At 70.7% G+C, this 14,851-nt stretch carries 15 protein-coding genes; 10 read left to right on the plus strand and 5 right to left on the minus strand.

Features of this window, described 5'->3' with window-relative positions; translation table 11 throughout:
• Positions 1-65: 65 nt before the first annotated feature.
• Complete coding sequence (locus ACZ7OI_RS18695; RefSeq protein ID WP_470265458.1) at positions 66-1,253, minus strand: FAD-dependent monooxygenase; 1,188 nt, start codon at positions 1,251-1,253, stop codon at positions 66-68.
• Between the two features lie 134 nt (positions 1,254-1,387).
• On the opposite strand from ACZ7OI_RS18695, the gene ACZ7OI_RS18700 reads away from it, so the two are divergent.
• A complete protein-coding gene (locus ACZ7OI_RS18700; RefSeq protein WP_470265459.1) occupies positions 1,388-1,855 on the plus strand; it encodes a MarR family winged helix-turn-helix transcriptional regulator in 468 nt (155 codons plus the stop codon).
• A 6-nt stretch (positions 1,856-1,861) separates the two neighbouring features.
• Here ACZ7OI_RS18700 and ACZ7OI_RS18705 read toward each other — a convergent pair whose 3' ends face one another.
• Entirely contained in the window at positions 1,862-2,779 is a 918-nt protein-coding gene (locus tag ACZ7OI_RS18705) for a hypothetical protein (protein WP_470265460.1), read from the minus strand.
• A gap of 72 nt (positions 2,780-2,851) precedes the next feature.
• On the opposite strand from ACZ7OI_RS18705, the gene ACZ7OI_RS18710 reads away from it, so the two are divergent.
• The 4 genes from ACZ7OI_RS18710 to ACZ7OI_RS18725 all read left to right on the plus strand — a co-directional run bounded on the left by ACZ7OI_RS18710 (position 2,852) and on the right by ACZ7OI_RS18725 (position 7,482).
• Positions 2,852-3,934 (plus strand): zinc-binding metallopeptidase family protein, encoded by a 1,083-nt coding sequence (locus ACZ7OI_RS18710; RefSeq protein WP_470265461.1) that lies wholly within the window; start codon positions 2,852-2,854, stop codon positions 3,932-3,934.
• An 11-nt stretch (positions 3,935-3,945) separates the two neighbouring features.
• Positions 3,946-4,770: an alpha/beta fold hydrolase gene (locus tag ACZ7OI_RS18715; protein ID WP_470265462.1), complete on the plus strand. Its 825-nt coding sequence runs from the start codon at positions 3,946-3,948 to the stop codon at positions 4,768-4,770.
• A 23-nt stretch (positions 4,771-4,793) separates the two neighbouring features.
• Complete coding sequence (locus ACZ7OI_RS18720) at positions 4,794-5,768, plus strand: pirin family protein (protein ID WP_470265463.1); 975 nt, start codon at positions 4,794-4,796, stop codon at positions 5,766-5,768.
• A 118-nt stretch (positions 5,769-5,886) separates the two neighbouring features.
• The gene (locus ACZ7OI_RS18725) at positions 5,887-7,482 is read left to right on the plus strand and encodes an eCIS core domain-containing protein (protein WP_470265464.1); all 1,596 of its coding nucleotides are present in this window, start codon (positions 5,887-5,889) and stop codon (positions 7,480-7,482) included.
• A 36-nt stretch (positions 7,483-7,518) separates the two neighbouring features.
• On the opposite strand, the gene ACZ7OI_RS18730 is transcribed toward ACZ7OI_RS18725, so the two are convergent.
• Complete coding sequence (locus tag ACZ7OI_RS18730) at positions 7,519-8,415, minus strand: phosphatase PAP2 family protein (RefSeq protein WP_470265465.1); 897 nt, start codon at positions 8,413-8,415, stop codon at positions 7,519-7,521.
• A gap of 112 nt (positions 8,416-8,527) precedes the next feature.
• On the opposite strand from ACZ7OI_RS18730, the gene ACZ7OI_RS18735 reads away from it, so the two are divergent.
• The 3 genes from ACZ7OI_RS18735 to ACZ7OI_RS18745 all read left to right on the plus strand — a co-directional run bounded on the left by ACZ7OI_RS18735 (position 8,528) and on the right by ACZ7OI_RS18745 (position 11,110).
• On the plus strand, positions 8,528-9,208 hold the full coding sequence (locus ACZ7OI_RS18735) for a response regulator (protein ID WP_470265466.1): 681 nt from the start codon (positions 8,528-8,530) through the stop codon (positions 9,206-9,208).
• A 76-nt stretch (positions 9,209-9,284) separates the two neighbouring features.
• Positions 9,285-10,631 carry an ATP-binding protein gene (locus ACZ7OI_RS18740; protein ID WP_470265981.1) on the plus strand — a complete coding sequence of 449 codons (1,347 nt, stop codon included), beginning with the start codon at positions 9,285-9,287 and terminating at the stop codon, positions 10,629-10,631.
• The gene (locus ACZ7OI_RS18745; RefSeq protein WP_470265467.1) at positions 10,628-11,110 is read left to right on the plus strand and encodes a hypothetical protein; all 483 of its coding nucleotides are present in this window, start codon (positions 10,628-10,630) and stop codon (positions 11,108-11,110) included. Before ACZ7OI_RS18740 ends, ACZ7OI_RS18745 begins: the two co-directional genes overlap by 4 nt.
• Here the strand turns inward: ACZ7OI_RS18745 and ACZ7OI_RS18750 are convergent.
• Complete coding sequence (locus tag ACZ7OI_RS18750; RefSeq protein ID WP_470265468.1) at positions 11,107-11,706, minus strand: TetR/AcrR family transcriptional regulator; 600 nt, start codon at positions 11,704-11,706, stop codon at positions 11,107-11,109. The two genes, ACZ7OI_RS18745 and ACZ7OI_RS18750, sit on opposite strands and share 4 nt — an antisense overlap.
• Positions 11,707-11,762: 56 nt before the next feature.
• Here ACZ7OI_RS18750 and ACZ7OI_RS18755 point away from each other — a divergent pair, with 56 nt between their 5' ends.
• Complete coding sequence (locus ACZ7OI_RS18755; RefSeq protein ID WP_470265469.1) at positions 11,763-12,998, plus strand: FAD-dependent oxidoreductase; 1,236 nt, start codon at positions 11,763-11,765, stop codon at positions 12,996-12,998.
• A gap of 724 nt (positions 12,999-13,722) precedes the next feature.
• On the opposite strand, the gene ACZ7OI_RS18760 is transcribed toward ACZ7OI_RS18755, so the two are convergent.
• Positions 13,723-14,283, minus strand: a complete 561-nt coding sequence (locus tag ACZ7OI_RS18760) for an NADPH-dependent FMN reductase (RefSeq protein ID WP_470265470.1) — start codon at positions 14,281-14,283, stop codon at positions 13,723-13,725.
• Positions 14,284-14,377: 94 nt separating this feature from the next.
• On the opposite strand from ACZ7OI_RS18760, the gene soxR reads away from it, so the two are divergent.
• Entirely contained in the window at positions 14,378-14,845 is a 468-nt protein-coding gene (gene soxR, locus ACZ7OI_RS18765; RefSeq protein ID WP_470265471.1) for a redox-sensitive transcriptional activator SoxR, read from the plus strand.
• Positions 14,846-14,851 lie beyond the last annotated feature (6 nt).

The following is a 14,851-nucleotide window of genomic DNA, read 5'->3' on the forward strand; positions in this document are numbered from 1 at the left end:
GCGGTGGGGAAGCTCGCCCTCGTGCGCGGCAATTCCGGTTCTAACCGGCGTAGGCACGCACGACCTCAGACGGTCGTGCGCTCCGGCGGCAACGTGAGCATGTTGTGCACCTCGCTGTGCTCCGCCCCCGGCAGCCCGTCCAACGCCCGCAACGCCGCGTTCCGCGCCGCCACCTCCGCGTCGGTCCGCGGCGACATCACCGCCGACCCGCCCGTAGCCAGCGCTTGGTTCGCCTCCACGAACTCCCGCGACCGCTTCTCGTACGCCGCGAAGGCGACGTCGTGCGGAGCGTCCGCCAGCTCGTAGGCCAGCAGGTACGCGCCGATCATCGCGAGGCTCGACCCCTGCCCGGACAGGAACGACGTCGCGTGCGCGGCGTCCCCGGCCAGCGCGACGCGGCCCTTCGACCACACCGGCATGTGAATCTGGCTGACCACGTCGAAGAACAGATCGTCCGCCGAGCGCATCGCCTCGACCATCCGCGGTGCCTCCCAGCCGCAGCCCTCGAAGCGGCTCGCGACCAGGTCGCGCTGCGCGGCCGGGTCGGCGAACGCGGTGAAGGGCGGCTCGGCGTGAGTGAACACCAGGAACCCGTGCACCTGGTCGCGGTCGCTGTCGCCCGCGGCGTAGAGCGACGCCGACCGGCCCGCTACCGCCCAGGACATCCCCTCGTGCGACAGGCCGAGGTAGTTCGGCATGGTGAACCCGGCGAAGCAGTAGCCGAGGTAGCGGTGGAACTGCTCCTCCGGCCCGAGTACCAGAGAGCGGGTCTTCGAGTGCAGTCCGTCCGCGCCGATGACCAGGTCGAACGTCTGGCTCCGGCCGCTGGAGAAGGTCACGTCGACCGCGTCGCCACGGTCGGCCAGCGTGGCGATCGATTCCGAGAACCGGAATTCGACGTCGTCGCGGACCGCGTCGTACAACAGGCTGGTGAGGTCGCCGCGGGCCAGTTCGATGTCGTACCCGGCCTCGTCCCCGGTGATCACCGTCGGCGCGACGCTGTTCAGAACGTCGCCGTCCGCGTCGACGAACGAAAGCCTCCGGGTGGCGACATGCCGCTCCCTGGCCGCCTCCTCCAGCCCCATCCGCCGCAGCACCTCGACGGCTGGGCCGCGCATGTCGATCGGGTAGCCGCCGCCGCGCACCGCCGACGACTTCTCCACGACGGTGACCTCGAAGCCGTACCGGTTCAGCCAGTACGCCAGCGCCGGGCCCGCGATGCTCGCCCCCGAGATCAGCACACTCCTGCTCATGGTTCTCCCCTTCGCCTCGGCAGACAGTAGATGCCTACCTTAGGTATCATTTTCGAGACCGGCCGGAACCGCCTCGTGCGATCCCGGTGACCCAACCATATACCTAACTTAGGTATCTAATCAAGGAGCCCGTGATGTCCGCCGTCCCTTCCCTGCTCCGGGACCTGCTTCCCCGGCTGAACGAGCTGAGCGGGTCGCTGCGCCGGGGCAAGCTGTTCGAGCGCGCGGTCGAGGCCACCGGGCTGCCGCTGGAACGGCCGGCGATGACCGTGCTCGGCATCCTGCACATCGAGGACGCGCCGCTGCGGGTGGGCGAGATCGCGAACCGGATGAACGTCGTCGGGCCGCACGTGACGCGGCAGGTGCAGGGGCTGGAAAGCCGCGGGCTGGTGCGGCGCGTGGCCGACCCGGACGACCAGCGGGCCCGGCTGATCGAGCTGACGCCGGGGGGAAAGGCCGCGGCCGAACGCTACGTCGGCGTGATCGAGGGCTGGTTCTCCGACGCGCTCAGCGGCTGGACGGCGGAAGACCGCCAGCTCCTCGACCGGCTGGTGACCCGGCTGGTCGAGGACCTGACGGCCCGGTTGTCCGATGTGGACTGAACGGTTTTACCGCGACAGCCGCAGGAATTCCCGCTGCTCGCGGTCGTAGCGCTGGGTGAGGCCGTTTCCGTAGCGGTCCCACCAGTTCTGCGTGTGCCCGTTCTGGCGGGTGGTCGTGTCGCCGTAGATCTCCCGGTCGTATTCGATGCGGGCGTCGTGGAACTGCTGCTGGAATTCCTGCGGAGACAAGCCCTGCAGCTGCTGCACCGCGGCCGGGTCGAGGGTGCGCGCGCTCCGCACGATGTCCGCGCCGCCCATGTGGTTCAGGATCGCCCGGACGCCGCCCGCGCCGCGCATGTGCGCGCCGGACATGATCGCGGCCTGCGTGCCCGCGTCGCTGAACTCCAGCGCTCCGGCGTGCCGCGCATTCGCGGTCATCAGCTGCGCGACCACTGCGTGCTCCTCGGCGCTGCCGATGCCGTACTGCTGGCGCGCGGCCATGATCTGGTCATAGCCGTTGTGCATGTTCTGCCGGAAGCCGTACGCCTCCGGCACTCCGCCCTGTTCGCCGGTCGCGCCCTCGGAACGCATGATCGAATCGACGACCCGGTCGTCCAGCTGCTGCGGTGCGGCACCCCCAGCAGCCGCACCGCCGCCGGCCCCGGCTCCCCCGCCGCCCGTTCCGCCGCCGTAGCCCTGGGCCACCGCGGTGTCGGCGTCGGCGTAGTTCTGCGCCGCGTGCTGCACCTTGCCGTTGACCTGTTCGATCAGCTTCACGAAATCGCCGAGCGACGACACGAGTTTCGACTGCAGCAAGGTGTTCGCCGCGGCGACCCCGCTGCCGATGCCCGCGAACGACAAGGCGTCGATCACGAGCGTCTCGAGGTCGCGCACGGCCGAGAACGCCGCTGACCCGAGGCCTTCCACGTTCTTCACGATCGCCGACACCTCGGCCGGCAGCACCCGGTAGGTTCCCGCTGTCATGCCAGTGACGATCGCGCACCGGCGCCGTCGCGCCCACGGCCGAATTACCCACTTTCGAAGGGGATCGATTCCTTGCCCGCTGGGTACCTGGGCGGCATGGAGTCCGACGAGGACCGGCACGACCGGACCGATCACGAGATCGAGCTGCTCGCCGAGCGGCTCTGGGCCTGGTCCCGCGAGCCGGCCGACGACCAGGCGCCCGGCCTCGGGCAGCTCGCCGCCGCCGGTTTCGAGGTGACCGGCGCCACCGCGGCGTACGGCGCCGGACGTCCGTGCGTCGCCCTGCTGCTTCCGTCCGACCGGCTCCGGGAATTCGGGCACAACCTCGTCGCCGCGGCGGTGATCGGCGCGGCGCTCGCTACCGCCCGGACGCTGGAATCCGGTTCCGTCGTCGTCACCGACCGCCCCGCCGACGGCATCGACGCGGTGCTGACTTTCCAGCCCGGCGTGCACACCTGGGCCGCCGCGCCGCTCGCCGCGCGGACCGAACTGCGGGTGACCGTGCACGGGAATTCCGGCCCGGCGCCCGAAGACTGCACCGACGCGGTCGCCTCGCTGGTGCAGGTTTTCACCGCGATCGCCGCGCTGCGGGCCCGGCTTCCGGCGGGTGCCGCGGTGCAGGGAATCGTGACGCACGGCGGGGAATCCACCGACGTGGCACCCGATTTCGCCGAAGCCCGCTTCGGGTTGCGCGCCCCGGATTCGGAGGCGCTCGGCCGCGTGGTCACCGAAGTGACCGCGGCCGCCGAAGGCGCCGCGATGGCGACCGGGACCAAGGCGAACGTCGAACGGTTCGGCCCGATTCACGCGCGGTTCCAGGACAATCCGGTGCTGTCCGGGCATTTCGCCCGGCATCTCGCGGCGTGCGGGATCCACGCGTCGCCGTCGGGTGCCGCGGCGGTCCCGGGCCGGGCCGAGGTGGGCGACCTGAGCGTGCGGGTGCCGACGATCCATCCGTCGGTCGCGCTCCACGATCCGGTGCGCGCCGTCGGCAGCCGGGCGTTCGCCGAGGCGACCGGGTCTCCACGGGCCCGCACCGTGCTTCTCGCGACGGCGTCGGCGCTGGCCCGAACCGCGTCGGACCTCCTCGCGCATCCCGCGCTGGTACGGCAAGCCTGGGACAATTTCGCCGATCGCGCGCGGCGAGGTGGCTAGAGTCCTCTGGCATGGGGACGATCACCACAGACCTGCCGCTCCCGGACGGCCGAAACCTCCGGGTCCACGACAGCGGGACCGACGGGTTCCCGTTGGTGTGGCACCACGGGACTCCGCAATCCGGCCGCCCGCTCGCACCCGTGGTCGAAGCCGCCGCCGCACGCGGGTTTCGAGTCGTTTCCTACGGACGGCCCGGATACGGCGGGTCCAGTCCGGACCCCGGACGGACGGTGGGCTCGGCCGCCTCGGACGTCCGTCGGCTGGCGGACGCGCTGGACCTGCCGCGATTCGCCGTGATGGGAGCGTCCGGCGGCGGCCCGCACGCCCTGGCTTGCGCCGCGGGGCTGCCGGACCGCGTGACGGCCGCGGTGTCGCTCGCCGGTTTGGCGCCGTTCTCCGAGGATTACGACTGGTACGCCGGAATGGCCGACGACAGCTCGCTGCGTGCTGCCCGCAAGGGCCGTGAAACCCGGCTGCGGCACGGAGAAACGCAGGAATTCGACCCGACGAGCTTCACCGACGCGGACTGGACGGCCTTGCGCGGCACGTGGGGACCGCTGGGCGAGGACGCCGGTGCTTCCGGTGACGTGGCCGCGGAAGCCGACGACGACCTCGCGTACGTGGCGCCGTGGGGATTTTCCGCCGCCGACGTGCGGGTTCCGGTGCTGCTGGTGCACGGCGGCGAGGACCAGATCGTCCCGGTCAGCCACAGCGAATGGCTCCTGCGGAACCTGCCCGACGCCGAACTGTGGCTCCGCCGCCGCGACGGGCACATCTCGGTGCTGAACGCGCTCCCGACAGCGCTCGACTGGCTGCGCAACCTCCTCGCCCGCTGACCCCGCCGGTTATCGTGTGCACCATGAGCAACGTCGAGACCGAACCAGCCGAACTCACCTGCGGCGAAGCCCCCGCCGCCCCCGGCAAGGTCGAAATCCTCGACGCCCGCTCCGTCCCCCTGGGCGGCCCGCGCGCGATGCCGGTCCGCCGCACCCTCCCCCAGCGCCAGCGCTCGCTCATCGGCGCGTGGTGCTTCGCCGACCACTACGGCCCCGACGACACCTCCGTCAGCGGCGGCATGTCCGTCGGCCCGCACCCGCACACCGGTCTGCAAACCGTGAGCTGGCTGTTCACCGGCGAGATCGAACACCGCGACAGCCTCGGCTCGCACGCGATGGTCCGCCCCGGCGAGCTGAACCTGATGACCGGCGGCCGCGGCATCTGCCACGAAGAGGTCTCGACCCCGGAAACCACCACGCTGCACGGGGTCCAGCTCTGGGTCGCGCTCCCGGACGAGCACCGGCACACCGCCCGCGACTTCCAGCATTACGCCCCGCCAGCCACCGAACTCGACGGCGCCACCGCACGCGTCTTCCTCGGCACGCTCGCCGGGGAAACCTCGCCGGTGAAGACGTTCACTCCGTTGCTGGGCGCGGAAATCGTCCTCGACCCTGGCGCGGCACTGAGCCTCGCCGCCGACCCGTCCTTCGAACACGGCGTCCTTCTCGACACCGGAGAAATCACCTTCGCGGGCACTGCGCTGCAGCGGGCGCAGCTCGGCTACCTCGGCATCGGCTCGACCACGCTCGACCTGCACAACCCCGGATCCGACCCGGCCCGGGCGATCGTGCTCGGCGGCCCGCCCTTCGGCGAGGAAATCCTGATGTGGTGGAACTTCGTCGGCCGCAGCCACGACGAGATCGCCGAGTACCGCGAGGCGTGGGAAGCGAATTCCGACCAGTTCGGCGCGATCGAGCCCTATCCCGGCGGCCCCGCGCGGCTGCCCGCTCCCGCGCTGCCCGCTGTGCGCATCAAACCCCGCCGCAACCCCTCGTGAGTGCTGGTTCAGGCACGATTTCCGCGGCGGAAGCCACCAGCCCGGAGCGGTGACGCCGCGGTGACGGTCCGCCTGGAGGCTGGTGGCCGATCGCGTCGGCACTGTTGGGGGCGTTGTCATGGATGAGGCCTTTGCCGCGGCGTCACGGCGGAACGAAGCACCTGCCGTCGCGCCGCCGATCGTGCACGAGGTCCTCAGCTCCCCGGGTCAACCGCTCGCGCAGGACACGCAGGCTGTCATGGGCTCCGAGCTGGACTGCGATTTCAGCGAAGTCCGGGTGCACACGGACCCGCGCGCCGCCGAGTCGGCCGCAGCGGTCGACGCTGCCGCATACACGGTCGGCCAGCACATCGTCTTCGGCTCCGGCCGCTACCAACCGCTCTCCGCGGCGGGCCATCGCCTGCTGGCCCACGAACTTGCCCACACCCGGCAACAGGCAACCGTCCCGGCTCCGGCGGACTTGCGCGTCGGCACCGCCGAGGACAGCACCGAACACGACGCCCGCCGAGTCGCCGCGGGCGGACGCGCCCCGGTCTCCGCGGGTCCGGTCGTGCTCCGCCGAAGCCCGCTGACCGACGAGTTGACGACCGACCTGCGCACGGGCGGCAAGGCCGGCGTTTTCACCCGGCTGCGGGCGCGGGGGCCGATCGCTCAGGATCCGGATCTGGGCCCCTGGATCGACCGGAACTTTCCCGGCGACACCGACGATCGCTGGCTGGCCAAGGAACTGGCGGCGCACGGTGCGGAGCTGCGCTGGACGGCCGCCGCCTTCGCCGAGCGGGAGCGCCGGGCCGGCGCGGGCCAATGGGATCCCGAACCCGGCAACATCGAAGCGCGCTTCGACGTCGGCCACGGCCCGAACCCGATCCAGGCTTTCTACTTCCCCGGGAAAACCAACCGCCACGCCATGATCGTGGGCGGCGTGCACGGCACCGAAGCGGCCGGAGTCCAGGTGGTCGAAATGCTGCTGCAGATCCTGCGGACGCCGGACGCCCAGGGCAAACCGCGCGTACCCGCCTTCAGCGTCATCGTCGTGCCCACGTTGTTCCCCGCGAATTACGCGGTCCGCCGCCGGCAGTCCCCGGGAGGCATCGACCCCAACCGGAATCTGCCCGCTCTCGGAAAGGTGGCCAGCGGCAAGGTCGATGAGCACCAGGGGCCGCTCGACGCGAACAACAACCCCGTCCGGCCGGACAGCACCGCCCCGGTCGACAAGGAACATCGGCCGCTCGACGCGCAGAACCGGCCGGTCCTTCCGGAAAACCTGGTGCTGCTCGATCTGGTCGACCGATTCCGCCCGGAGCGGATCGCCATGGTCCACGGCGTGTCCGGCGGTCCCAACGCGGGCGTGTCGACCGATCCGCGGCCCGGTCACGACCAGCCCGGATCCGCGGCCGCTCCGGAAGGGGACGATCTCGCGCTGACCCGCGAGATGGGCAAGAAGGCGATCGCCGGCGGGGCGCGCGCCCCGCTGAACGAGCGGGGCAGCGTCACGTACCCGACGCAGTCGGTGGCTCACCAGGAAGGCGTGACGTTCGGGATGTACGGCTCAAAGGCGGCAGGCAACCGGCCCGCGATGAACGTCATTCTCATCGAAACCCTGGGAAACACCCGGTCCGACGAAATCAAAGACCACGACGCCGCACGGAAAAGGCAGGTCGAACTGCAGTCGTTCGCAGAGGTGCTCAGAAACATCTTCCTCGAACGGCCCTGAACGCCCCGAACCGCCGCTCGGAGAAGCGACCTTCGCCTAACGCAACCGGTTCCGCGCCCCGGACGGATCGAAGTTCACCCGCCGGAGCGGTCCGGCCGCCAGCAACACCACCGCCACCGCGCTCAACGCCGCCAGCACCAGCGCCGCCACGAACCGAGCCGGCACCGACGTCGCCGAAGCCAGCACCACGTACCCGCCCAGTACCACCGCGGACGGCCCGAGCAGCACGACCGCCGTCAGCACCACCGGAATCCGGCCGCCGTCCGGCCGCCTCGCCGAGACGACCGCCGCGCCGGCCGACACCACCGCGGCCACCAGCAGGCACGCGCCCACGGTGTCCGACAGGCGGTGCCAGCTGAGCGCGACGGTCGCCGCGGCCACCCAGGCGACGCCGGGCGCACCCACGGCGAGCACCCAGGTCCGGAACCTCGCGGGCAGCACCACGGCCAGTGCCAGCAGCACGGCGGTGGCCGCGCTCACGTGCCCGCTCGGGAAACTGTTGTGGTGCGGGGCTCCGGCCGAACCGACGTCCGGCCGGTCGAGCAGGTAGATCTTGAGCAGCTGCGCGGCCGCCAGCGGCAACAAGTACAGCACCAGCGCGGTCACCCCGAGCGCGAACCGCTTGCGCAGCACGGCGAGCGCCACGACGACGATCCCGGCCGCGCCGAACACCTCGACCCCGTCGATCCCGGCCAGCGGGCGCGCCCAGTCCACAGTGGACCGCGGAAGGTTCTGCGCGAAGCGGACGACCCCGTCCTCCGCGCGCTGCCCGGCCTCGGTCCGCACGAACAGCAGATAGGCGACGACGAACGCGCCCGCGAACCCGATCGCGGACGCGACCAGCACGGCGGTCCGCGAACGCCGTCGAGGGGCGAGCGCGTGCCGGGGCGCGGAAAGGGGCACGGTCGGCGTTTCAGGAGTCAGCACTGCCATGCCTTCGAGACTGGCCGCGGGATTTCGGGATCTCGTCAGAGCTGTGTCATGGTTTCGCTACAAGATCCGCCCGGTTCGCGCGAATCCGCGGGCATTCCGAATAATGGCCACTGTGGCTGTGGTGTTGGTGGTCGAGGACGACGCGTCCGTGCGCGAGGGCATGGAGCTGGCGCTGCGCCGTCAGGGACACACGGTGCACACCGCCGCGACCGGCGAGGACGGTGTCGCGCAGCTGCGCGAACGCGCGCCGGACCTCGTGGTGCTCGACCTGATGCTGCCCGGCATCGACGGGTTCGAGACGTGCCGCCGGATCCGCGCGCTCGGCCAAGTGCCGATCATCATGCTCACCGCGCGCAGCGACGATTTCGACATCGTCGCCGGCCTCGAAGCGGGCGCGGACGACTACGTCGTGAAGCCGATCGAGCCGCGCGTGCTCGACGCCCGGATCCGCGCGGTGCTGCGGCGCACCGCTCCCGAACCCGGCGCCGCCGGTCCCGAACAGCACGGCGACCTGGTGATCGACCGGTCCGGGATGCTGGTCCGCAAGCACGGCGAGCAGGTCTCGCTCACGCCGACCGAACTGAAGCTGCTGCTGGAGATCTCGCGCACGCCAGGCCAGGTGTACAGCCGCAGCCAGCTGCTCGCCTCGGTGTGGGGGCACGACTACCTCGGCGATTCCCGCCTGGTCGACGCCTGTGTGCAGCGGCTGCGCGCGAAGATCGAGGACGTCCCGGCGCGGCCGGACCACGTGCAGACCGTGCGCGGCTTCGGCTACCGGTTCGGTCGCTCGTGAGGCGGGCCAGGCCGTGAAGCGGCTCCGGTCGTGGCTGTCCGGGCTGCGCCTGCGGCTGGTGCTGGCGTTCGCGGCGATGACCTTGGTCGGCGCGGGCGCGGCGGCGGGCGCGAGCTACGTGTCCGGGCGCACCACGATCCTGGCCGGCGTGCAGGACCCGGCGATGGTGCAGCTGCGCGACGAGGTCAGGACGTACCTGCCGCAGCTGACGCTCCCGCCCGACCAGCGGCAGCTCGACAACATGGCGAGTTCGCTCAAAGGTGTCACGACCGTGGTGTTCGGGTCGCTGCATTCGCGCGTCGGGCTGAATCCGGCGGACATACCCGCCGGGCTGCGCACCGCGGTCGCGGGCGGGACCAGCGTCCAGTTCCAGCGGGTCGTCGAGGGCGGGCGTCCGGTGCTCTACATCGGGATGCCGCTGCTGCGCTACGGCGCGGCGAGGGGAGAACACACCGGCATCGAGGTCTACAAAACGGTCCCGCTGGCCGCCCAGCAGGCCGCGATCGACCAGCTGGCGACGCGCGCGTGGCAGATGACCGCGCTGGCCCTGCCGATCGCGGTCGCGCTGGCGCTGCTGGCCGCGCGGCAGGTGCTGCGGCCGGTGCGCGCGCTGAACACGGCGGCCCGCAAACTCGGCGACGGGCAGCTCGACGTGCGCCTGCCCGCCAAGGGTTCCGACGAACTGGCCCAGCTGGTCACCACGTTCAACCACACCGCGGCGGAGCTGGAGCGCACCGTCGGCTCGCTGCGCGAGATGGAGGCCGACGCGCGCCGGTTCGTCGCCGACGTCTCGCACGAGCTGCGCACCCCGCTGGCCGCGATGAACGTGGTCACCGACGTCCTCGACGAGGACGCCGACCAGCTGCCCTCGGACACCGCCGTCGCGGCGCGGCTGGTGTCGTCCGAAACGCGCCGGCTGACCCGGCTCGTGCAGGACCTGGTCGAGATCTCCCGCTTCGACGCCGGACGGGCCGAGCTGCGCGTCGAGGAGGTCGACCTGGCCGAGGCCGTGACGAACACCCTCGCCGCCCGGGGCTGGACCGACTCCGTCGTCGCCGACCTGCCGAAGGTCACCGTGCCCGCGGACCCGCGGCGGCTCGACCTGGTCGTCGCCAATCTCGTCGGCAACGCCCTGCACCACGGCGCGCCGCCGGTCGAGATCCAGCTGAGCGCCGACGACGCGACCGTCTCCCTTGCGGTTGCCGACCACGGCCCCGGGATCCCCGAAGAGGTGCTGCCCAAGGTCTTCGACCGCTTCGCCAAGGCGGACACCTCGCGGGCCCGGTCCGACGGCAGCGGCCTCGGATTGTCGCTCGCGCTGGAAAACGCCCGGCTGCACGGCGGCGACATCGAAGCGGAAAACACCGGCGACGGGGCGCGGTTCACGCTCCGGCTGCCCCGCACCTCGCAGGAGGAGCGATGAAACTTCCCCGGCTCTTCCTCGCGCTGATTTCGGTCCTGCTCCTGGCCGGTTGCGGCGTCCAGCCGACCGGGGTGATCCCCGCCGGCGAAGCACCCGGCGGATTCCAGCTGGGCACTCCGCGTCCGCAAATCACGCTCTACTTCGTCTACGCGGGACAGCTCAGCCCGGTGCAGCGCGCCTGGGCGCGGGACGCGACCCCCACGACGGTGCTGACGGAACTGTTCGGCGGCCCGACTCGCACAGAAGAACAACAGGGCTTCTACTCGATGCTTTCGCCCGGCCGGCACGTCACTGTCGACACCTCGACCCAGCCGGTGACCGTGACCGTCTCCGAATCCATGAAACTGCTGTATCCGATCGGTCTGCAGCAGGTGGTCTGCACTGTGTCGGCGTCGCTGGCCTCCTCCGGTCAGCCGGTCGGCACGGGAATCACCGTCGTGGCCTCGGACACCAAGCTCGAATCCCTGTACTGCAACTAGCCTTTCTTCCCGGGCAAAAACCCGTACACGACCCGGTCGACGGTCGCCAGGACGACTTCCGTCGCGCTGCTTCCGCGCGGTGCCTGCCGCAACGCCGCCTCCAACGCGCCCAGCACCGCCCCGGTCAACGCGGCAGCCTCGACCCGATCCAGCTGCGGCCTGCACGTTTCGTAGAGTTTCTCCGCCCAGCGATCGCCCACCACGGCGTTGCGCAGCAGATACCCGGCGCGCAACGCGGGCACCCCAGCGAGCAGCCGGGTCCGCACCTCGGTGAGCGGATGGTCCAGCGGGAAACTCCACGCCTCCGCCGTCGCCAGCGCGTGCACAGTCCTGGTCACGAGCTCGGCAACCTGCTCGCCGGGCTCCGCCGCGGCGAACACCCCGTCCACCACCTCATCGTAAAGATGCTGGTCAGCGAAGACGACGTCCTCTTTGGTGGCGAAGTAGTTGAAAAACGTCGCCGGGGAAACCTTCGCCCGCGCGGAGATCTCGGCGACGGTCGTGCCGTCGTAGCCCTGTTCGTCGAACAGCGTGAGCGCCGCCTCGATCAGCGCCTGGCGGGTCCGCCGCTTCTTCTCTTCCCGCAACCCGGTCATGGCGTGAATCTTAGCGTTACTCTAAACTTAGAGTGTCTCTAAGATTGGAGGTCCTGATGGAACGGACCGGATGCGTGGTCGCCGGGGGCGGACCGGCCGGCGTGATGCTGGGCCTGCTGCTGGCGCGGGCCGGGGTCGAGGTGGTGGTGCTGGAGAAGCACCGGGACTTCCTGCGGGACTTCCGCGGCGACACCGTGCACCCGTCGACGCTGCGCCTGCTGGACGAGCTGGGCCTCGGCGCCCAGTTCGCCGCCCTGTCCCGTTCCGTCCTGGAACGCATGAAAATGGAGATCGGCGGGCAAACCGTGGTAGCCGCCGATTTCAGCAGGCTCCGCGGCCCGCACCGGCACATCGCGATGGTTCCCCAAGCCGAATTCCTGGGCCTGCTGGCCGAAGCCGGCGCCGCCGAACCGAAATTCACCCTGCGCATGGGCGCTTCCGTCGTCTCGTTGCTTCGCGGGGACGGACGCGTCACCGGAGTCCGCTACCGCGACGACACCGGCGCGGTCCACGAACTGGCCGCCCCGCTCACAGTCGGCTGCGACGGCCGCTGGTCGACGGTGCGCCGCGAACTCGGCCTCGCACTGCGGGAGTCGGAGGTCCCGATGGACGTCTGGCAGGTGCGGGTGCCGAAAGCCGGACCGGGCGAGCAGGGGGTGTTCGCCCGGTTCGGCCCCGGATACGCCTCCGTGACCATGGACCGAGGCGATTACTACCAGACCTCGTACCTCATCCCCCGCGGCCAAGACGCTTCTCTGCGTTCCGGCCCGATCGACGGGTTCCGCTCGCGGCTGGGCGAGTTGTTCGGCTGGACGCCCGCGCAGTTGTCCGCCGTGCGTTCGTGGGACGACGTGAAACTGCTGGAAGTGACCATGGGCCTCCTGCCCCGCTGGCACGCACCGGGCGCGTTGTGCATCGGGGACGCGGCGCACCCGATGTCGCCGGTGGGCGGTGTCGGGGTGAACCTCGCCGTGCAGGACGCCGTCGCCACCGCACGACTTCTCGCGGAACCGTTGCGACGCGGGGAAGTCCCGGCGTCCCGCCTGGCCGCCGTACGCCGCCGCCGTTTGCTGCCGACTGTCGCGGTGCAGACCAGCCAGAGGGGCGAACACGACATGCTGCTGCGCCCCGCACTCGACGGAACCCTGAACCGGCTGCCCACCCCGATGCGAATACTGCAGCGGTTTCCGGCGCTTTCCGGGGTTACGGCTTATCTGGGCGGGGTTGGGCTGCGGCCGGAGCACGCGCCCGCTTTCGCTCGACGGTCTACTGTGGACAGTTACCCGGGCTGAGCTTTCGCCGATCCGGGGCGGTGCCGTTAGCCAGCTCTGCGCTGGTTGGTGGCACCGCCCCGGATTTGCTGCGCACCTCGACGGTGCTGGGTGGGCGGTATGCCTTCGCCACTCCACTGTGGAGGGATTTGCCGGTGCGGGTGTGGGTTCGTACCGGTAGGCCGGTACCGCCCCTCGGCAGTTCCTCAGGCCCGCCACGCCCTGGACGGGGTTGGCGGAACACGCACCGGCTCATATGGCTTCACCGTGGAACTGCGGCATTCGCACGAGTCTCCGGCATGCCTCTTCGGACTCGCCGCTCCCCCGGACCGGGTCGGCCCGGACCATGATCCGCTCTCCGCTGTTCCACGGCGGAGAGCTGTGCCGGGCTTCCCGCACCCGCTTCCCAGCTGCCACCAACCCGGATTCCCCGCTCCCCCAGGCAACATCGGCCGGAATATCCGCCAACCTTCGCCGCCTAGGACGGAGAACTGCAACGGTTAACCCGTGCAACCGGGGGCCGCGCAGCCAGCCAGTACCCGCGCCAGCCACCACCCGTACTCGCCATCTGTCCAGGCAGCGTCGGTCCGGAACAAGCTCCGCGCCGCTCCACCGCCGATAGCTATGCCGGGCAAGCCGATTCCGCCCGAGGCATCGGCACCGCTTGCCGATACCGCATCGCCCCGGACTCGCCGCTCACCTGAGCAATGCCGCGGAAACGTGCGCCGACCGTCCCGAGGTTCGGTCACGCCGGATAAGCCCGCACCAACCGAGCGTCCTGCAACGCACGCGCCCACCATTCGAGCTGGTCGAGCAACGCCTTCGCCGCAGTCTCGACATTCGGGTCGAGCGGTTCGCCGTCCTCCCCGAACCGGCCGTGCGCGCCGTGGAAGCTCACCGTCTCGCGGATGGTGACCGCGTGCAGTTCGGCGAAGACCGGGCGGAGGTGCTCGACCGCGCGCAGCCCTCCGGAAATCCCGCCGTAGGACACGAAAGCGACCGGTTTGGCGTGCCATTCGCCGTGGAACCAGTCGAGGACGTTCTTGAGCGCGGCCGGGTAACTGTGGTTGTACTCCGGCGTGACCACGACGAACGCGTCCGCCGCCGCAAGCCGGGAGGCGACGGGCGCGGCCCCTTCGCCGTTCATCGCGAGCGGCAACGAGATCTCGGCGACGTCGATGATGTCGACCTCGAACCCGCCGTGCCGGTCGGCCTGGCGGGCGAACCAGCGCACGACTGTGGGGGCGAATCGCCCTTCCCTGGCGCTGCCGACGAGCACAGCGAGCCGGACCGGAGCTTCGGACACGTTTTTCTCCTTTTCCCGGGGCGGAACAGGTTTCCCGCCTCCGGAAGAGAGTCTCGAACTTCAACCTCCCTTTAAGTCAAGTTATGCTGAGCGCATGGCGAAGACGGAGCTGCCCGAACTGACCGTGGGCGAACTCTCGCACCGCAGCGGCGTACCAGCGTCGGCCCTGCGGTTCTACGAGGACGAAAACCTGATCCGCAGCAGGCGCACCGCGGGCAACCAGCGCCGCTACCGCCGCGACACCCTGCGACGGGTCACGTTCATCCGCATGTCGCAGCGGGTGGGCATGCCGCTGGCGCAGATCCGCGACGTGCTCGCGCTCCTGCCGGACGACCGGACCCCGACCCGCGCGGAGTGGTCGCGCATCTCGTCCTGCTGGCGCTCCGACCTGGACCAGCGCATCCGCCAACTGGAACAACTCCGCGACCAGCTGAACGACTGCATCGGCTGCGGCTGCATGTCCCTGGCTAAATGCCGCCTGGCCAACCCCAACGACCAACTAGGCCAAGACGGCCCCGGCCCGCGAAGGCTGCCGGACCACCGCGGAACGGGGTACGAGTGACGGCTG

Source organism: Amycolatopsis sp. NPDC114503 (assembly GCF_055633655.1).